Raw genomic sequence first — 19,668 nt, 5'->3', positions numbered from 1 at the left:
TCATAGCCTAATGACTCCGGCTACCGCCAGCAGAATGCGGTGAAACCGGAATCGGCATACGGCACGCCACAAAAAAATGGACCCGAATCATCGGGTCCCAACAGCAGTTATATTTTCAAAAGGGGGTCATGTACTTAGTTTAACCGGAGACTGTTAGAGTTTGATAACGGCATTATTTCAATTGTGTAACAATGTGAATACTTTCATTACATCGCCCGAGCCGTCCGCCATCGGCAGTGTCCGCTCCAGGGTCAGACCATTCTTGAGCATCACCTGCTCCGATCTGAGGTTGTCCCCGCGGCAGCGTCCCTCCACCTTCAGCAGCTCCAGTTCGCGGAACCCGTAGGCCAGCAGCAGCCCCAGTGCTTCAGTGGCGAAACCGCGCCCCCACCATGCAGGATTAAGCATATACCCCAGCACCGCCTTGCCCTCATGCCGGTTCCAGTTCTGCAGGGAGACCGATCCGATCAGCTCCGGCTGTCCTTTGAGATAGATGCCTGCATGCAATGCGCAAGGGTCATAACCATGCAGCATCCGGTTCACCAGCTTATCCAGAACGCCCTGCTGGGAGGATGAGCCCTGGCGCAGCTGAATATGCGGCTGCACCTCCGGATGGGAGAGCAGCGCCCGCAGCACTGCACCGTCAGCGGATGCCATACTTTTCAGTTCTACCGCCGCTCCCTGCAGCGCCATACCCATAATCGCTTCATAAGTGCTCATGAACTTCACCCTCTTCTGCTGCTCTCGTTAAGCCGCATCCTCAAGCTCTGCCGTCTTACTCCCGGCGCAGAGTCAGTACAGTAAGCTCCGGCCGGCACATGAAGCGCAGCGGCATCATGGTTTCGCCGAATCCCCTGTTCACATACACCGGCATCGCCTTATTCTCTGTGTAATACAGGCCGTCTATGTATTTCTGCGAGCCGTAAGGCGTGAACGGCGCACCCAGCAGCGGCAGACGGATCTGACCGCCGTGGCTGTGCCCCGAGAGCTGCAGGTGAAACGGATACCCTTCCGCCGTATCGGCGTAATCCGGCTCATGCATCATCAGCACCGTGAACGTGCCGTCCGGGATGCCCTGGATTGCGGCCTCCGGGTCCGGCTTGCCATGCAGCATATCGTCCAGTCCAGCCACCGCCATCACGGCGCCGCCCTGATTGATCAGGTAGGACTGGTTCCGCAGCACCCGGAAGCCGGATTCGTTCAGCAGGCGGGTAAGCAGCTCCGTATTCTTGTAATCATGGTTGCCCAGGATGGCGTACTTGCCCAGCGGAGCTTCAAGCTCTGCCAGTATAGCGACCGAGTCTGTCAAATCCTCGGCGTAGCTGTCCACAATATCCCCGGTGAAGCAGATCAGATCCGGCTTCTCCTCCTTGATGTGCTTAGTCAGCCGGGCCAGATCATGCGCATCCTTGTTGAAGCCCAGATGCACATCGCTGAAATGAACGAGCCGGGTACCGGCAAAAGCCGAAGGGAGATCCTTCAGCGGCAGCTCCCTCCGCGTAATCTCCAGCCAGTTCGGCTCGCCCTGCCAGGCATAGCCGCCGGTAAGCAGGCCGGCGCCAACTACGGTTGCCGCCCCCCGGGCGAGGAACTGGCGGCGGGTCATTTTGCGGCCGCCGGCCCCCTCTTTCTGCGGAGGGGTATGACCGCCGGTGCCTGCTGCCGGCAGGTCAGACCTGGGAGAGCCCCCGGACGATTTTGTACTCATAGGGAGATTCTCCTTTCTATCCTGAAATCTATTCGGTTAATGCCGCTTATGTTCGTATACAGAGCATGCTGCGCTTATTGGCAATATTTCCTCCGGTTCATTCATCAGCGCCTGAGATACGGCTAATCGTCAGGCTAATCCGCTGGTTCATCAGACATCTTATTGCTTCCAGGCCGCTTCGGCGGGGTTCCGGCATCCGGTGCTTCCCGTTCATCCGGTGCTTCCTTTTCTTCCTATTCTTCCTGCTCTCTCTCCTCATGCTTATCCGTTACAGCTTCTTCCACTTTGTCATCAATGTCCACTTCTATAGCCGCCTCAATCTCCTCTTCAGTGGTGCCGGGTCCGAGAATTTTGCGGAACAAGCCCAGCATGGACAGGGCATAGGCAACGGTTATGAAGCTGAAGCAGATCTGCATAACTACAACAAGCCGCGAAGTGTTATCTATGGGGGCCACATCCCCGTAACCGACTGTCGTAAATGTAGCTACGCTGAAGTACAGGAAGGTGATCAGCTGGCTGAGCAGATCCTGGCCTATCCCCTCGCCCTGGAAGGAGGACTGGCCAAACAGCTTATATATGGATGTATATACGACTGTAAAAAAAATAATGCAGGTAAACGCCGCGATGCTGATCCGGACCAGTGTCTGCTGCAGCCTGACTTCCTTGCTGTTGGAGTCCTTGATCTCATGAAAAATAAACAGAATATAGAACAGGACCGAAGCCAGGACAAAAATCAGAATCAGACCGCGCAGTCCCCGGTTGCCGGGTACAATGGTGCCCAGATCGATCAGGTTCAGCAGATCCTCAACCGAAATCAGGGCATAGATCAGAATGGGAGCCAGCAGAACGCCTTTGCCCATCCAGCTCAGCTTAATCCGGAGAAACCACAGCGCCAGCAATATGATTACAGCAAAATTGAAAATCCATATCCACCACGCCATGCCTTACTCTCCTGTTCTACGGCCCCGGACTCCTGTCCTGCCCTGAAGGTACCGTTATCCTCACGGATAAAATGCTGCGACCCGTCCCTGCCCCCTGTGCCTAACCGGCAGTGCGTTCACCGGTACCTGTCTTCACCTGCACATCGTCTTCTCCTGCTCCGCTGATTACAGTGATCCGGCATTCTTCCTCCGGTGTCTCCTTGTATGCCAGAGCGATGCCTTTATGCTCTATATCCTTGCGGCTGACCCGCCGCAGCTTGAAGCTTACTCCGATCTCTTTCGTGAACGGGAACGGGGTAAGCGTCAGCGTAGCGTTGTCCTGCCACTCTGCCTGAATCGCACGTCCGGATGTGAAGCTGAATTCCTCGCTGCCCGAGAAGCCGTCTGCGAACCAGGGATGCTTCTCGGACTCGGCGCTGCCCGGCTCGCTCAGCGCCAGAAACAGCGACAGGTCATCACAGAACTGCAGCAGTCTGGCGTCATAATACAGTTCGCCTTCTTCAAGCGGCCGGCTCTGCTCCAGCTCACGGTGGATACGGGCTCTGCGCTCCGCTTCATCCTGCAGATACCGGGTGAGCTCCGGGCATTCCTCTCCCGATACCTCGATCAGCCGTTCGAAATGAGAGCTGCACAGCAGCGCCCCATAAGGCGTATCCGCTTCAACCTCGTTGATGCCCCGTCTATAAAAAGTCAGCTTAGGCACAACCGGGAAGTCGATGAAGCTGTACGGCGCATCTTCCGCATCGTTCCAGAACGGCGTCTCATCCAGATCGATCCAGCCCCGGTCATGATTGCTCACCGCCCGCAGCACCTCCTCCCGGCGGTCTTCCGCAGGCGTATGCTCCTCCTTGAACCACTTCGCAAATTCCCCGGCCAGCAGCCCGTGCTCATGCTGCTTCACCATCACAAACGCTCCGTCCTGTTCACGACAAATCACTGTAATTCCTCCCCGTTATCCGCTGTCTGAATCCTGCCATCCACTATGTAGATTATAACATATCCACCTATATTTATTGGAATGCGGCGCACCTTAACGGCTCTATTGTATGCGCAACACAATATAAGACTGTCTAAAAATGTACCCTTTTTCCACCCTGAAAGAAACATATCCGGCTGCAATAGCCCTTTCCAGTTCCAACCGGATCAGGAAATGAACTCCTGGCGCAAACAGGCCGTTCAGGAAATACTCCTGAACGGCCTGTGGTTTAAGGATAGCAGCTGATTACACTGCCGCAGATATAAATCGTAACGAAAATGCAAGCTGTATCGTTACACGCCCAGCCAGCGCTTGAACATATGCTTCGTCGTCTGCTTGTTGATCTCGGCAATGGAGGTGGTCAGCGGAATTCCCTTCGGGCAGGCGCGCACGCAGTTCTGCGAGTTGCCGCAGCCGTCGATACCGCCGTCTTCCATCAGTGCCTCCAGGCGCTCATCAGAGTTCATCTCACCTGTAGGGTGGGCGTTGAACAGGCGCACCTGCGAGATGGCTGCAGGACCGATGAAATTGGTCTTCTCATTGACATTCGGGCAAGCCTCCAGGCAGACACCGCAGGTCATGCACTTGGATAACTCATAAGCCCACTGGCGCTTCTTCTCCGGCATCCGGGGTCCCGGACCCAGATCATAAGTGCCGTCGATCGGAATCCAGGCCTTAACCCGCTTCAGGGCATTGAACATCCGGCTGCGGTCAATCACCAGGTCACGGACTACCGGGAAGGTCTTCATCGGCTCAATGCGCACCGGCTGCTCCAGGTTATCGATCAGCGCTGCGCAGGCCTGCCGGGGCTTGCCGTTGATCACCATGGAACAGGCGCCGCATACTTCCTCCAGACAATTCGATTCCCAGCACACCGGAACCGTATTGTCACCCTTCGCGTTCACCGGATTGCGCTGGATTTCCATAAGCGCGCTGATCACATTCATTCCCGGACGGTAGGCAAGCTCGAACTCCTCCGTATACGGGTTCGTTTCCGGCTCGTCTTGGCGGGTAATGATAAATTTTACGTTTTTGGGAGCTGCTGCAGTTTCCGCCATGTCAGTTACCTCCTAAAATTTTGGATAGCATAGCCTTCTCCGAATCCAGTTCGCCAAACTCGCTCCGGAAGCACACGCTTTAAGCTTTTAACGTATTGATGATCTTTCGATTCCGGCGCTAACTGCACTTTGTACAATTAAAACCAGGGGTTCCAGCCTAATTTACGATTTAACTGCACTTTATACATTTATATTTCATAAAAAGGCTCATTCCAGCCAGTCCAGAAGATTCTAACTGCACTGAGTACAGTTATTCGTCTCCCATGCGGCAGCGGTGCAGGAATAGCTGTATGAAATACAGTTAAACTGCAGATTCCCCGCCGCCAGGACATGCCAGCAATTCAGCGTCCCTACTGTACTGCCGCTTCGTCCTATCAGTCCTTCGAGTAATCCCGGACCCGCGGAGGAATCAGCGAGACATCGACTTCGTCGTATGAGATTTGCGGGCCGTCAGGCGTCCAGGCGGCTTTGGTCGTCTTGAGGAATTCCTCATCATTGCGCGTCGGGAACTCCGGCTTGTAATGCGCCCCCCGGCTCTCGTTGCGCAGCAGCGCTCCGAGGGTCATTGCTTCTGACAGCTCCAGCATATTCCACAGCTGGCGCGTGAAGGCAACGCCCTGGTTGCTCCAGCGTGAAGTGTCGCTCATGTTAATGTTGCGGTAGCGTTCCTTCAGCTCTTTGATTTTGCCGATGGTCGCTTCAAGCTTCTTGTTCTCACGCACCACGGTCATGTTAGCCGTCATCCATTCGCCAAGCTCCTTGTGGATTACGTAAGCATTCTCCGTGCCTGTCATCCCCAGCAGAGACTCATATTTGTCCGTCTGAGTCTTGTGAAAGCTGTCGAACACCGTGGAGGAGATATCCTGGACCGACTTCTTGAGGCCTTTGATATATTCCACAGCCTTCGGCCCGGAGACCATACCGCCATAAATGGCCGATACCAGCGAGTTCGCGCCAAGGCGGTTCGCCCCGTGGTACTGATATTCACATTCCCCTGCGGCGAACAAGCCGGGAATATTCGTCATCTGGTTATAGTCAACCCACATGCCGCCCATCGAATAATGCACAGCGGGGAAGATTTTCATCGGAATTTTGCGGGGATCATCGCCCATGAACTTCTCGTAGATCTCGATAATACCGCCCAGCTTGACGTCGAGCTCCTTCGGGTCCTTATGCGAAAGATCCAGGTATACCATGTTCTCGCCGTTAATGCCCAGTCCCTGATCCACACACACATTGAAAATCTCACGTGTTGCGATATCGCGCGGCACCAGATTGCCGTAGGAAGGATATTTCTCTTCGAGGAAATACCACGGCTTGCCGTCCTTGTAGGTCCAGATACGTCCGCCTTCGCCGCGCGCCGATTCCGACATCAGCCGCAGCTTGTCATCGCCCGGGATGGCTGTCGGGTGGATCTGGATGAATTCCCCGTTCGCATAATGCACACCCTGCTGATATACAGCGCTTGCAGCGGTTCCAGTATTGATGACCGAGTTCGTTGTTTTGCCGAAAATAATCCCCGGGCCGCCGCTGGCCAGAATGACCGCATCCGCCGGGAAGGTCTGAATCTCCATCGTCTTCAGATTCTGGGCGCTGATGCCGCGGCATACACGCTCGTCATCGAGAATAACGGAGAGGAATTCCCAGTTCTCGCTCTTGGTCACCAGGCCTTCGGCTTCCCAGCGGCGCACCTGCTCATCCAGCGCATACAGCAGCTGCTGGCCGGTTGTCGCTCCGGCGAACGCTGTCCGGTGGCGCTTCGTCCCGCCGAACCGGCGGAAGTCGAGCAGCCCCTCCGGCGTGCGGTTGAACATGACGCCCATCCGGTCCATCAGGTGGATAATGCCCGGTGCGGCTTCGCACATCGCTTTGACCGGGGGCTGGTTGGCCAGGAAGTCGCCGCCGTAGACGGTATCGTCAAAATGCTCCCAGGGCGAGTCGCCCTCGCCCTTTGTATTTACTGCGCCATTGATGCCGCCTTGCGCGCAGACCGAATGTGATCTTTTGACAGGGACCAGTGAGAATAGATGTACATGCGCGCCGGATTCGGCGGCCTTAATGGTAGCCATCAGGCCGGCCAGACCGCCGCCCACGATGATAATATCGGCTGATGCCATGATTGTTCCCCTCCTGAATTAAAATCTGTATATTCCTAAATAAAGCTGCGGAGCGACTGCATCGCCGTGGCTGCGGTTTGAAATTCATCGTCACGGAAAGTCACCAGTGACAGTACGAACATGAAGGTAACAAGTACGAACACACCGAGACAGAGGATAGAGGACACCCGCTGCGAACGCGGCCCCACAGTAATACCCCAGCTGATCAGGAAGGACCACAGGCCATTGGAGAAATGGAAGCAGGCTGCTACAATACCGATGATATAGAAGGTCATCAGCAGCGGATTAGTCACAATATTGTGCATGACACCGCCCAGTTCTTCATGCTCTACATTGCCAAGCGCCACCTGGACACGGGTATCGTACAGATGCCAGACAATGAAGATGAAGGTGACGATTCCGCTGATGCGCTGCAGCGTATAACGCCAGTTTCTTTCCAGATTGTAGCGGTTCAGGTTCGGCTTCGACTGATAAGCGATGTACAGGCCGTACACTCCGTGGTACAGCAGTGGCAGCCAGATGCCGAACAATTCCAGGAAGAAGACCAGCGGCAGGCTGTTCAGCCAGAGCACACTGTCTGTGAAACCGGAAGCACCACCCTCTACTGCTGCGAAGTTCGTCAGCATGTGCTCAAGGAAAAAGGCCCCGAGCGGGATAATGCCGAGCAAGGAATGAATCTTTCTGGAATAAAATCCTCTCATGCAAAGTGTCCCCTTTCCAATTAAAACAGCGTTTTCAAATTATCTTTTTAAAGAGCATACACCGCCGGGAGTACAGTTGAAACAGGGCAGCGGCAGGCTGCAGTAAGCAGCAAAATGTCTATTTGCACCACTTTTCATTGTTTTCCCGGACTTTGCTTTATTATTCACAATATGTGAATATCTTGTGTCACTTTTCATGTTACTCTTTTTTCGCTTATAAGGGAATTGCAATCTAATTATTAATCGTTATACAATAAACGCATAAGAATATTTTTAATATGATAATAATTCTCATTTAGACTGAGAATTCACTTCAGTTTCAGACGAATACTCCTATAAATCAACGTATCTCCCGGCTCCCGGCTATGCTTTTTATCACTAATCCATTGGAATCCTTAACCAGCAATCTTCTAATACAATCCGCCGTTTACAGATCGGGACAAAGGAGTGCTTGTAATGTACGATGATTTAGACGCTTTTGCTGCAGTTGTGGAGCATTCCAGCCTGAACCGGGCCTCCCGCCAGCTTAACCTGTCCCAGCCCGCTCTGTCCCGCAAAATATCCAAGCTGGAGGAACGGCTCGGGGTCGCCCTGTTTCACCGTTTCGGCAAGCGGCTGGAGCTTACGGAGGTAGGACGGCTCACTTATACCTACGCGCTGGAGCAGCGGCAGCAGCGTTCCAAGTTCCTGGAAGCGTTGTCCAAGTTCAAGGAAGGCGAACCGCAGCTCGTCACGCTGGGGGCCAGCCTGACCACACTGCAAACCACACTGCCTCCGCTGGTGAATGCCTACATGGAGAAATACCCGGCGGCCGAGCTGAAGCTGATCACCGGGAAGACACATGAGATGGTTACCGCAGTCAGCGAGGGCAAATGCGATGTCGGCATCATCGCCTCCCAGGTTCAGGAGCCGGGGCTGCGCTGCATCCCGCTGTTCGAGGACCAGCTCCGGCTGGTCGTCGCCGAGCACCACCCGCTGGCCCAGTCTCCGCGGCTCACGATGGAGCATCTCTCCCGGCTGCCGATGATTCTCTTCTCCAAGGGCACCTGGTACCGCCGGACGACTGATGATCTGTTCCAGCGCTGCGGCGTTGATCCCGATGTGCGGATGGAGATCGACTCCTTCGAAGCGATTGTCCGGCTGCTGCCGACCATCAAGGCGGCCGCGCTGCTGCCGAAGTCTTATCTCCGCCCGGAGCTGCTGAACGGCGGGGGACTCGTCTCCCTGCACATCAAGGAGCTGGAACAGACGCAGCGGACCACCTGCCTGATCTACCAGGGTAGCGGCGGACTTAGCACTGCAGCACGCTGCCTCGTGCAGGTAACAGAAGAAGTGTTCCTGTCCGGACGCGAATAACAGAAATCACCCGGCAAGCTTCCATATTGCTACGGAATAGCCTGCCGGGTGAATGTGTTACAGAGATTTTATGACATAGGATTAGCGGAACTTACCTGCATCAATGGCAGCTTGCTTCTCATCCAGAACTTCCTGGTAGCCTGCATCCAGGTAAGTCTTCTTGGCTGCTTCATAGGTAGCATCGAATTCAGCTTCAGGAGCCAGCACGACCTTCACATACAGTTCCTGGAACAGTGTATTCAGGTCCGCTTTGTATTCGTTTACCTTCTCCAGTACAACGTTGAACAGGGCATCCGGTGTACGGAATTCGGCAACTTCATCGTAATACTTCACCAGATCATCAGCAAGCGTCTCATAGCCGGCCGGTGCCCAGTTGCGTAGATTAGCCGTGCGGGTTTTGGCTGCATCCGGATACTGTGCAATTTCAGTTACAAGGCCCCAGTAATCTTTGTTATTGTTCTGTGCCAGAACAGCTTCGCCTTTGTAATCTGGATTCTTCAGCGCAATACCGTCTGCATCAAGTGTATAGTTCTCCCCTTCGATACCGTTCTGGAATTTGAACAGGTTCTCCGGCTGGCTGAGCCATTCCAGATACATCCAGACTGCAGCACGTTCCTCAGGTGTAGATTCATAGTTAATCCCCATGATGAAGCCGAACGGCCAGTAGGCGCGTCCTTGAGGCTTATTGCCTTCCGGAACACCTGCATAAGGAGGCACTACAGCAAATTCAGCATCCGGGTTGTTCTGCAGGGTAGCAGCAAAGACATCCGTATTGTTTGCCAGGTAGAAGGCGAAGTTCCCTGTTTTGCCGGAAACAAATTCAGCTTTGACCTTAGGCTCGTCGTTACGCAGATAGAATTCCTTATCAAGCAGACCGTTATTATACTGATAGTTCAGGTTTCGTAAGTAAGCCTCTGTATCAGCCGTGGTAAGGTCAGCTACGCTAAGATCGGAATACAGCGCACGGTATTTCGCGTCAACCGGCCATTCACGGAAGGCATAGTTAAAGTTATAGAAGTTCTGCAGCAGGTTGCCGCCGGTCACACCGAGTCCGGCCTCTTTCCATTTCGCCAGCATCTCGTTGTATTTCTCCAGGGAAGTCAAATCTTCAACCTTCATGCCAACCTTTTCAACCCAGTCCTTGCGGATAATGTTGACGAAGTTGTCGGCTTCAGGGCGGGCAGCGAAGAAGAAGGTTTTCTGATCATCCACTGTACCATACTGCTCAATAGTGGAGCCCATGTTTTTCCAATAGGTTGGTGCGTAATTTTCGATTTCAGCATAATCCAGCGGCTGCATAACATCCTCACCATAATAAGTAAGCGCTTGCGGCATGTCGTAATGGAAGATGATATCAGGGGCTTTATGCGATGCCAGCAGCTGCTCGTAATCTGTTACCTCTTTGGCGCGGGTAATCGGTACATAATTGACTTCGATATTGTACTTGTCGCCAAATTCCGCTTGTACCCAGCGGGTATAATAGTTATCGGACACATTCCAGCCCTCATACGCCCGTTCGTAGACCGGAATATCCAGCGAGACCTTCTTCTCGAAGCCCTTGGAGTAATCAGGGAAACTTCCTTCAGTCTGGTTCGTAGCTGCGGCTGATTCTGCCGGGGCTGTGGTAGGCTCGGTGTTGCCATTCTTAGCGTTGTTATTTCCCCCGGAGCATCCGGCCAGCATACCGGCCGTCATCACAGACGCCATCAATAATGAAACAAAACCTTTTTTGTTCATCGACAATTCCCCCATTTGTAATTTTCGGATTCAAATAGAATTACTATATACTAGAGCGCTGGACTACTCCTTGACCGCCCCGAGCATAACACCTTGAACGAAGTATTTCTGGACGAACGGATACACACAGAGAATAGGCAGAGTAGCAAATACTACAACGGATGCCTTAAGGACCTCCGGATTACTGAGCTGTACCTGGGTGGCTTCCAGCTGGAAGCTTTCACTCGCCTGGATAACCAGATAATAGAGCTTGAGCTGCAGCGGCCGCAGGGATATCTCATGCTTAATATAGAACAGGGCATCCTGGTAAGCATTCCAGCGGCCGACTGCGTAGAAGAGGGCAAGTGTCGCCATAATCGGCTTGGACAGCGGCAGGACAATGCTGAACAGGATCCGGAAATGCCCGGCACCGTCGATCCGCGCCGATTCTTCCAGACTTACCGGTATACCGTGCGTTAGCGAAGTCTTCATAATCAGCAGATTGAAGGCACTGAACGACAAGGGCAGAACCAGTGACCAGATCGTATCCATCAGTCCCAGATTGTTAATATTCATATAGTCCGGAATGATGCCTCCACTGAAGTACATCGTGAACAGGAAGATGAAGGTGATAACCCGGCGGCCCTTGAACTGGGCTCTCGACAGCGGGTAAGCGGCACAGATGGTCAGAATCATTCCCAGAATCGTGAATAGTACAGTCACGATAACCGTGATATACAATGAACGGAGGATACTGGCATCCGCGAAGATTTTTTTGTACGCTTCGATGGTGAAGCCCTGCGGCCACAAAAAGACCTTATTGGCAATGACGAAGGAGTCAGAGCTCAGGGATTTCGATACGACATGAATAAACGGCAGCAGGCATATTAGCGAGACTAAGACGATTGCGAAGCGGATCAGAAATTCCCAGATATCTATACGTGCTTTATGGGGTGCGGCAGAGCCCCCGGCTGTTGCTTTCATGGTTCCTCTCCTTTCTACAATATTCCATCCTCGCCAAGTTTCTTGGCTACACGGTCCGCTGAGATGACCAGAATAATACCGATGACGGACTGGAATAATCCGATGGCTGTCGCCCGGCTGAAGTTGCCGCTCTCGATCCCCCAGCGGTACACCAGCACCGGAATGGTCGTGGTGAACTCTGTGGTGGCCTTATTCTGCAGAGCGTAAATACGCTCGAAGGAGCCGTCCATCACTTTCCCCAGAGCCATGATCAGCAAGGTCACAATAGTCGCACGGATGGAAGGCAGCGTGATATTCCACACCTTTCTCCAGCGTCCTGCTCCATCGACCGTAGCCGCTTCATACATCTCCGGATTAATCCCGCTCATCGCCGCCAGGTAGATAATGGTGCCCCAGCCCATACTCTGCCACACACCGATGGCCAGATAGCTGATCAGCCAGTTATTGTCTTCCTGCAGGAACGGAATACGGGTACCGCCCATGAGTTCAATCAGATTGTTAACAACACCGCCGCCTTCACTAAGAAGCTGATAAGCGATAGCCCCGATAATGACCCAGGACAGGAAGTGAGGCAAGTACAGTATCGTCTGATTAATGCGCTTGAAGCGTATGCTTTTGACCTCATTCAGCAGCAGCGCCAGCACAATCGGCATTGTGAAGCTGAAGCAGAGGTCAAGCACGTTGAGCAGCAGCGTATTCCGGACGGCCTTAATGAAATCAGCCTTGGCGAACAGCTCCTGGAAGACTTCCATTCCGACCCAGTCACTGCCCCAGAAGCCCCGTGCAATTTTGTAATCCTTAAAGGCAATTACAAGTCCGGTCATCGGCAAATATTTGAATACGATTACAAATGCCAGCGGAAGCATAACGAGCAGGTAGAGCTGCCAGTCACGCTGCAAATAATATCCGAATCCCTGTTTCTTTCTTAATAAAGGACTGTTATTAGTTTGTGAAGCGCTTGCAACTTTCAAAATTTTCACCTCCTGCCTTCAATGTTCTTCTTGCCGGCCAATGTCCTCCGGCTCGATTTCTATGCTAGCCCCTTTGCCTGATCTTGAAAATCATGAGTATTGATGATCACCATCAAATTTGATTGAAGTGCCGTTCTAAAGGCCTTTGCAGCACAATTATGATCAAATGTGATAGGCATTCCCAAAAATAATAAAGCGCTTTCAAATGTAGACAAAAAAATCCGGCCAGGAGAAGGCTCTTAGGAGCTCTTACTCTTGGCCGATTTAAAGCTGCTTGGCGGCATGCCTTCGTATTTGCGGAAAAAGCGGTTGAAGCTCTGAACATTATAATAGCCAACCTCTGCTGCGATTTGCTTGATAGAGCATTCCGTATCCAGCAGCAGCTCTTTGGCCTTCTCGATCCGCAGCTGATTCACAAAATCAATCATGCTATTGCCGGTTTGCTCATAGACGATCTTGCGCATATAAGAATAGCTGATGCCGATTTCCTTGGCCATATCCTCGAACACAATCTCTTCACGGAAATTTTTCTTCAAATAATGAATGATTCGTTCCGCATGATTGGTTTCACTCGTGCTGCGGTCCAGGCTCTGTACGATTTCAGTGAAGAAACCATGCAGATATTCCTCCAGCTCATCCAGTGTATCCATTGCAGCAAGAATGGAGTACACATTCCCTCTGCCCATAACCATCCGGCCCGTGCTGATATGATTCTCACGGAGGTGCTTGATCGTTGCCCCCATCAGCTGATAGTAGATAAACATAATATTATCGTAGGAAATATTCTCTTCCGAAGCGATCTGGCTGCGGATGCTCTGAAGCTCTTTGAATATCCCGGCCAGTTCACCGGCATCCAGGAAGTTGAGAATCCTCCGCTCACTGCTCTCGGAATCGAGGTATTTACGGCTGCCCTCCTCTTCATCGTGCCAGTACATAATGCTTCCCGCCCCGTTAATCATCCGGCGTTTGATGACTTCCATCGCTTCAAACAGCCGCAGGGCAACCCTCTCGGGTGCATCAGCCAATTCACTTACACCGATTGTGACTGAATGCTCCAGCAATTCAAGTGATTGATCCCGGATCTGCTCCAGCGCCTGACGGATCAGCCCCTCCTTCTCCCCGGACTCATCCGGAGCAAAGTTCAGCACAATCACTATACAGCCATCGTTATGATAGACACTGCGGGCGAGTACCCCCTCCGGGAAGAAGCTCTCATACTTCGCATTGAGCAGATACCGGTGATAGCTGCGCGTCTCCACATTGGTATTGCCCACATACCGCCGGTACTGGTCAATAGACACGACAACAACTCTGTAGCCTACTTCCGGAAAAGCCTCCGTGATCCGGGGCGGAATCTCACCGCGCAAAAGACGGTGAACTGCAAGACTCCGGGTATCCTGTTCACGCTCCTGCAGCAGCTGGAACAGGCTTTCCTCTTCCTCCTGCATGCGTTTGAACGCCATATCCAGGAAGGCCAGCTCATTCTTATTGACCACACCCAGGTCGCTCTTCGAGCGGATCGTCCGCACCAGCTGCCGGAGGGGCCTGGACAGCCAGGTCGCAAGAAAGATGGCAAGCAGCGTCCCGAGCAATATGATAGCTCCGGTAAGCAGAATGATATTCCCCTGCATATCCCGTGATTTGATCATCAGCTCATCCATGGAGCTCCAGCTCACATTCCACCACCCGGACACTGCCGAACGGCTCCATGCGTATATCATCCGCTTGCCTTCCAGCTCGTGGAATGTATAGCCTTCACTGGATTCCTGGTTCAGTATTTCCTGAAGGTAAGGCAGCTTCTGACCGTCAGAGAGCAGCAGTGAATGATCATTGTAGGAAATGACCTTACCGTCTGAGTCCAGCAGCAGGTAGTTGCTGTCTCCGATCTCTGTAGCATGCAGATATTTGCCGATCTGGCTCTCTTTCAGGTTGACTACGATAATCCCGCGGGTGGTGGAGGACAGGCGGTTGAGGGGATAAACATACGACACCACATTTTCACCCGACTCCAGCTTACGGGGAACCCACACCCCGCTGATGCCTCTGCGTCCTTCAAGCGCTTCTGTAATCCAATCGATGGACTCGTACCGTTCCAGCGTCGTGATGCTACTGTCAGTAGAGAACACATAATCCGAATCATTCAAATAAAAGTACGAAGAGTACACACCGTCTACCCGGCGGTTCAAGTTCAGCAGCTCTTTCGTCACAGAGAGTGCCAGGCTCACGTTGTTGTAATTTGCGTTAATTTCATCGTACGTCTCAAGGCTTCGGATACGGTCAAAAATATTCGTCGCCGCCAGACGCGACGTGTCCTGGGCCAGATTGGCAAGCGCATTCTCATTTAACTTGCGGTTGGCATTCAGCCCGGCAAGCGTGGATTCTCCAATGGCTACTTCTGAGTTCTGTATAATCTGTGACCCGCTGTACCAAGTCAGAATCGCTGTGGGAATCGCCATGATGCAGAATAGAATCAGTGCCAGCTGCAGGATCATCGGTGTTTTTTTCATATTGCTATCCCCCTAAGGATGTCTCTATATATAACTGCCTTGAAATTATCTTCTGTCCATACCTCAGCTGGCTGTATTAATATGTTACCGCTTACATTTGGATTTTCCAACCCCCTGAGACAATTAATCTGTGCCTCGCGGCAAATCTCTCCGTCCGGATCACTTCAATGTTTTTATTTTAACATTTCAGATTACATTTTACATATGTGTATAGGAAATTTTTTCAAACAAATTCGAAAACGAAGCCCATTTCCGTCATTTGCAGGTGAATGTACTTGACACCGGACTGATTTCCGCTTAAGGTTAGTTACATGAGTAATTAACCAGTTAGGTGGTGAAGCGGTGGGTATCCAGATGGATGACAACCGGCCGATTTTCGTGCAGATTGCGGAGCTGATTGAGAATGACATCATCGATGGAACCGTGCCCGAGGAGACCCAGGTGCCTTCCACGAACCAGTTCGCAGCCTTTTACAGCATCAATCCGGCAACGGCGGCCAAAGGCGTGAATCTGCTCGTAGAGCAGGGAATCTTGTATAAAAAGCGGGGGATCGGAATGTTTGTTGCAGCGGGAGCACGCTCCGAATTGACGAATAAGCGCAGGCAGCAGTTCTATGAGCAATATGTGGTGGCAATGATCCGTGAGGCCGCGAAGCTGGGCATTACAACGGAGCAATTGTCTGAAATGATCCGTAAGGGGGATGAGAACCGATGATGGTTACGGGGAAGAAGCATGCAGCAGCGGCAGTTCCATCCGGCGCAAGGCTCGATTTAAGCCATGTAAGCAAGGTTTTCCGCGGAGGCCAGGGCGTACATGATATCTCGCTGAGCCTGGAGCCGGAGATGATTCATGGATTGATCGGAGCCAACGGCAGCGGCAAAAGCACCCTGCTCTCCCTCATTGCCGGCCAGAGGTTCGCAGACAGCGGACTGATCACGTATGGCGGCGATCATGTGAATGAGCATGTAGCGGCACTGAGTCAGATCTGTCTGGTCAAGACCTATGAACGCTCCTGGGAGAACTACTCATTGAAGGAAATCTTCAAGTTTGCCTCGATCTTCTACCCCTATTGGGATGAGCAGCTGGCCGGTGAGCTGATGGACAAATTCCAGCTAAAGGGCAGCAAAAATTACCAGCAGCTGTCGCGCGGCGGCCAATCCATGGCAGGGATCATTAAGGGGCTGGCCAGCCGTGCTCCGCTGACGCTGCTGGATGAGCCGGTAATTGGCCTCGATGCCTCGATGCGCGAAATCTTTTACCGGACCCTGCTTGAGGATTACAGCAATAATCCACGCACCTTTGTAGTGACTACACATCTGATCGAAGAAGCGGAGAACCTGTTTGAACGGATGGTTTATATCAAAAGAGGTCGTGTCGCCTTCCAGGGTCCTGTAGAGGATTTTGCCGCCAACGCCGTCTATGCTTCCGGACCTGCTAACGTGCTGGAGAAGCTGCTGGGGGATGTCCGGGTACTGCACAGTGAACGCCTGGGGGGTAAGCTGCTGCTTGCGCTTGAGGATCTCTCCGGCCCCGCCGAACGCAGAATGCTCCAGGATCAGGGCGTTGAGCTGTCTCCGGTTCCGCTGCAGAAGCTGTTCGTATATCTGACGCTGCGCGATGCAGAGAATTCGCAAGGAGGCGGAAACCGATGAGCTACCGGAGTCTAATGAAGTTTCATCTGAAAGATTACCGCAGAGGCGCCTTGATTCTGCTGAGTATATTCGTTTGTGTAGACACCGCCCTGGTACTGTTGATGAAGTTTCTGCCCGCCTGGGATATGGGAACGGCGGACAATATCTTCAGCGTTAACCGGAATATTATGTCTATCTTCATGATTGTCAGCATGATCGTTACCGTGGCTATTACCTTTCCGCTGATGAGCAGCTTCAGTGTGACCCGCCGCAATTTCTACGTCAGCTCGCTGCTGGCCCTGCTGGCCTTCTGCATAACGGCTGCGCTGGCGGAGACTGCCGTGTATCTGATCGGCCGGGCTGTTCTTCCTTCGATCGGACTCCCGGTTGATGTGGACCGGCCGATCCTGCTCTCTGCGTACGTGTTCATGCTGACCCTGCTCGATGTGTCGGTAGCCACCTTCCTGATCGGCGCCTGTTATTACAGATTCAAAGTAATCACCGGAACCCTGCTGGCCATCGTGTATTTCGGAGCTGTCGCCCTCATTTCCCAAATGTTCCCTTCCATGGAGTACATGGAGAACTTCGCATTATTCTCGTCAGACCCCGCAATGCTCGAGCCTGGAACCACTCTCCTAGTATGGGGGATGATCGCCCTGTGCGCCGGGGCCGGGTGGCTGATATACCGCCGGACTGACATCCGGATGTAGCCGTCTTTCTGAAGAGCAAAAAACGTCCGGCTGCACGTCAGCCGGACGTTTTTTTGCATTCTTTTATAGAGATACGCAGACTGGTCTTCCGCACCTAATCCGCATTCACCGCTTCATCCTCGAATTCCCCGATGCTGTCATTGGAGCCGATTACCACCATAATATCCCCCTGATGCACATGGTCATGCGCCGTCGGGGCAACGATGATGCCGTCCTCACGGTTCAGGGCAATGATGCTGCAGCCGTATTTGGCGCGCGTGTTCAGCTCGGAGAGGCTTTTGCCGTCCATACAGGCAGGCACTGTCAGCTCAACAACCTTGTAATCCTTGGAGATCTCAATATAGTCCAGTAAGTTGGGTGTCACCAGCTGGTGGGCCACACGGATTCCCATATCACGCTCCGGAAAAATCACCCGGTCCACGCCCAGCTTCGACAATGCGCGCCCATGCAGAATCGAGATCGCTTTGCCGACCACCTGCTTGACACCGAGCTCCTTGAGCAGAATTGCGGCCAGTATGCTCCGCTCCATATTATCGCCGATCGCCACAATCCCGCAGTCGAAATTGCGCACTCCGAGGGAGCGCATAATCCCTTCATCCGTAGCATCCGCCATCACCGCATGGGTCAGCCGGCCGGTCATTTCCTCCACCCGCTCCTCCTGATGGTCGATCCCAAGCACCTCATAGCCCATGGACATCAGCTCTAGCGCCAGACTTGAACCGAAGCGGCCCAGGCCGATTACAACAAACTGTTGTGCTTTCATGTCTCTATTTCCCCTTATCCAATTATCATTTTGCCTTCCGGATACTTATACAAAGGTTTACCCTGTTTCGGACCCAGTGCATAGGCCAGCGTCAGAAGTCCAAGCCGTCCGGCGAACATCGTCAGACAGATCAGGATTTTGCCGACCTGTGTCAGCTCCGGCGTCAGTCCCAGACTTAGTCCCACATTGGCGAAGGCCGAGGTCGTCTCGAACAGAATCATCAGAAAAGGCAGACCCTCCGTAGTCGACAGCATCATCGATACCGCAACGATCAGCAGCAGAGCCAGCAGCGTAATGGTCAAGGCCTTGAATACACGCTCCTGGGCCAGCCGGTAACGGAAGAGTACGATGTCCTCCCGGCCGCGCAGCATGGAGATGACTGCTCCGATCATCAGCGTGAAGGTTGTCGTCTTGATGCCGCCGCCGGTTGAACCCGGGGAAGCGCCGATAAACATCAGAATGACGATGAAAAACTGTGTCGCCTGGCGCAATCCTGTAATATCCAGCGTATTGGCTCCGGCTGTACGCGGTGCAACGGACTGGAACAGGGATGCCCAGATTTTGGTCCCGAGGTTCATAGGTCCCAGCGTCCGTGCGTTGGTGAACTCGAAGATGAAGATCACTGCCATCCCTGTCAGAATAAGTCCGAAGGTCATCGACAGCACTACCTTACTATGCAGCGACAGCCGGCGTTTCCGCCGGTACTCGGCCAGATCGGACATCACGATGAAGCCGATCCCGCCGGAGATGATCAGGAACATCACGACCAAGTTGATCACAGGATCACCGACATATGCTGTCAGGCTGTTATCATGGCCGCCAAACAGATCAAACCCGGCATTGTTAAACATCGACACCGCATGAAACAGGCCATAATATAAGGCACGCGGAAGCGGCATATCAAAGGCAAAGCGGACGGACAGCAGGATGGCTCCTGCCGCCTCAATAACCAGCGAGTAGATCAGCACTTTGCGGATCAGCCGCACAATCCCCTCCATCGAGCTCTGATTCATTGCTTCCTGGAGAATCAGCCGGTCCCGCAGCGAGATTCTGCGTTTAAGCACAAGCGCAAACAGCGTGGCCATCGTCATGAAGCCGAGTCCGCCGATCTGGATCAGCACCAGAATGACGGCCTGTCCGAATCCGCTGAGGTGGGTTCCGGTATCCACAACGGCAAGTCCGGTCACACAAGCGGCAGAGGTCGCAGTAAACAGCGCATCCATGAAATGAAGCGGCTCCCCGGCTACACTTGATACCGGAAGCATGAGCAGTAAAGTGCCTATCATAATTACTGCGGCGAACCCAAGCACCAGGATTTGCGGAGGAGCAAGCTTCAGAAATTTGAAGCCCGTTATTTTGGGAAACGGTGAAACCAAACTCCTCATCCTTTCAGGTTCCTTATTGGAAGTTAAGAATTGTTCAATATCAAATAAACATACAAAATTATATACGTTATTGCCTAACTTCACAAAGAATCATTTTCAAAATAAGCTGGAGTACAAATAAAGAACAATCTGCAAATAAACAAG

At 52.8% G+C, this 19,668-nt stretch carries 18 protein-coding genes; 4 read left to right on the top strand and 14 right to left on the bottom strand.

Features of this window, described 5'->3' with window-relative positions:
• Positions 1-177: 177 nt before the first annotated feature.
• The 7 genes from NYE33_RS10165 to NYE33_RS10135 form a co-directional block, all read right to left on the bottom strand.
• Complete coding sequence (locus NYE33_RS10165) at positions 178-720, bottom strand: GNAT family N-acetyltransferase (protein ID WP_052422082.1); 543 nt, start codon at positions 718-720, stop codon at positions 178-180.
• 55 nt (positions 721-775) lie between these two features.
• Entirely contained in the window at positions 776-1,708 is a 933-nt protein-coding gene (locus NYE33_RS10160) for a metallophosphoesterase (protein WP_052422083.1), read from the bottom strand.
• Between the two features lie 233 nt (positions 1,709-1,941).
• Positions 1,942-2,649, bottom strand: coding sequence for an ion channel (locus NYE33_RS10155; protein ID WP_052422084.1), 708 nt, complete (start codon positions 2,647-2,649; stop codon positions 1,942-1,944).
• A 100-nt stretch (positions 2,650-2,749) separates the two neighbouring features.
• Positions 2,750-3,586 (bottom strand): DUF3891 family protein, encoded by an 837-nt coding sequence (locus tag NYE33_RS10150; RefSeq protein WP_156118731.1) that lies wholly within the window; start codon positions 3,584-3,586, stop codon positions 2,750-2,752.
• A gap of 332 nt (positions 3,587-3,918) precedes the next feature.
• Positions 3,919-4,683, bottom strand: a complete 765-nt coding sequence (sdhB, locus tag NYE33_RS10145; RefSeq protein WP_042139785.1) for a succinate dehydrogenase iron-sulfur subunit — start codon at positions 4,681-4,683, stop codon at positions 3,919-3,921.
• 374 nt (positions 4,684-5,057) lie between these two features.
• The gene (sdhA, locus tag NYE33_RS10140; protein WP_076247508.1) at positions 5,058-6,800 is read right to left on the bottom strand and encodes a succinate dehydrogenase flavoprotein subunit; all 1,743 of its coding nucleotides are present in this window, start codon (positions 6,798-6,800) and stop codon (positions 5,058-5,060) included.
• 35 nt (positions 6,801-6,835) lie between these two features.
• Positions 6,836-7,501 carry a succinate dehydrogenase cytochrome b558 subunit gene (locus NYE33_RS10135; protein ID WP_042139787.1) on the bottom strand — a complete coding sequence of 222 codons (666 nt, stop codon included), beginning with the start codon at positions 7,499-7,501 and terminating at the stop codon, positions 6,836-6,838.
• A gap of 456 nt (positions 7,502-7,957) precedes the next feature.
• Between NYE33_RS10135 and NYE33_RS10130 the strand changes: the two genes are divergently transcribed.
• Complete coding sequence (locus tag NYE33_RS10130; RefSeq protein ID WP_039306940.1) at positions 7,958-8,857, top strand: LysR family transcriptional regulator; 900 nt, start codon at positions 7,958-7,960, stop codon at positions 8,855-8,857.
• An 81-nt stretch (positions 8,858-8,938) separates the two neighbouring features.
• On the opposite strand, the gene NYE33_RS10125 is transcribed toward NYE33_RS10130, so the two are convergent.
• The 5 genes from NYE33_RS10125 to NYE33_RS10105 all read right to left on the bottom strand — a co-directional run bounded on the left by NYE33_RS10125 (position 8,939) and on the right by NYE33_RS10105 (position 15,035).
• The gene (locus NYE33_RS10125) at positions 8,939-10,594 is read right to left on the bottom strand and encodes an ABC transporter substrate-binding protein (protein WP_042139788.1); all 1,656 of its coding nucleotides are present in this window, start codon (positions 10,592-10,594) and stop codon (positions 8,939-8,941) included.
• A gap of 63 nt (positions 10,595-10,657) precedes the next feature.
• Complete coding sequence (locus NYE33_RS10120; protein ID WP_081970242.1) at positions 10,658-11,557, bottom strand: carbohydrate ABC transporter permease; 900 nt, start codon at positions 11,555-11,557, stop codon at positions 10,658-10,660.
• 14 nt (positions 11,558-11,571) lie between these two features.
• Positions 11,572-12,528, bottom strand: a complete 957-nt coding sequence (locus tag NYE33_RS10115; RefSeq protein WP_039306946.1) for an ABC transporter permease — start codon at positions 12,526-12,528, stop codon at positions 11,572-11,574.
• A 59-nt stretch (positions 12,529-12,587) separates the two neighbouring features.
• Positions 12,588-12,743, bottom strand: coding sequence for a hypothetical protein (locus NYE33_RS10110; RefSeq protein WP_341065638.1), 156 nt, complete (start codon positions 12,741-12,743; stop codon positions 12,588-12,590).
• 24 nt (positions 12,744-12,767) lie between these two features.
• Positions 12,768-15,035: an AraC family transcriptional regulator gene (locus tag NYE33_RS10105; RefSeq protein ID WP_076247503.1), complete on the bottom strand. Its 2,268-nt coding sequence runs from the start codon at positions 15,033-15,035 to the stop codon at positions 12,768-12,770.
• Positions 15,036-15,377: 342 nt separating this feature from the next.
• Here NYE33_RS10105 and NYE33_RS10100 point away from each other — a divergent pair, with 342 nt between their 5' ends.
• The 3 genes from NYE33_RS10100 to NYE33_RS10090 are packed head-to-tail and all read left to right on the top strand — an operon-like array spanning position 15,378 to position 17,376.
• Entirely contained in the window at positions 15,378-15,749 is a 372-nt protein-coding gene (locus NYE33_RS10100) for a GntR family transcriptional regulator (RefSeq protein WP_144026186.1), read from the top strand.
• Positions 15,746-16,687 (top strand): ATP-binding cassette domain-containing protein, encoded by a 942-nt coding sequence (locus NYE33_RS10095; RefSeq protein WP_083705698.1) that lies wholly within the window; start codon positions 15,746-15,748, stop codon positions 16,685-16,687. The genes NYE33_RS10100 and NYE33_RS10095 overlap by 4 nt, the downstream gene beginning before the upstream one ends.
• The gene (locus NYE33_RS10090; RefSeq protein WP_042139792.1) at positions 16,684-17,376 is read left to right on the top strand and encodes a hypothetical protein; all 693 of its coding nucleotides are present in this window, start codon (positions 16,684-16,686) and stop codon (positions 17,374-17,376) included. Before NYE33_RS10095 ends, NYE33_RS10090 begins: the two co-directional genes overlap by 4 nt.
• 94 nt (positions 17,377-17,470) lie before the next feature.
• On the opposite strand, the gene NYE33_RS10085 is transcribed toward NYE33_RS10090, so the two are convergent.
• Positions 17,471-18,139, bottom strand: coding sequence for a potassium channel family protein (locus NYE33_RS10085; RefSeq protein WP_039306954.1), 669 nt, complete (start codon positions 18,137-18,139; stop codon positions 17,471-17,473).
• 14 nt (positions 18,140-18,153) lie between these two features.
• Positions 18,154-19,524 carry a TrkH family potassium uptake protein gene (locus NYE33_RS10080; RefSeq protein ID WP_341065635.1) on the bottom strand — a complete coding sequence of 457 codons (1,371 nt, stop codon included), beginning with the start codon at positions 19,522-19,524 and terminating at the stop codon, positions 18,154-18,156.
• Positions 19,525-19,668 lie beyond the last annotated feature (144 nt).

The sequence above is a fragment of the Paenibacillus sp. FSL R10-2199 genome (genome assembly GCF_038000235.1).
GTDB lineage: Bacteria > Bacillota > Bacilli > Paenibacillales > Paenibacillaceae > Paenibacillus_AQ > Paenibacillus_AQ phytohabitans.
This window is presented reverse-complemented; position numbering and strand designations above follow the sequence as displayed.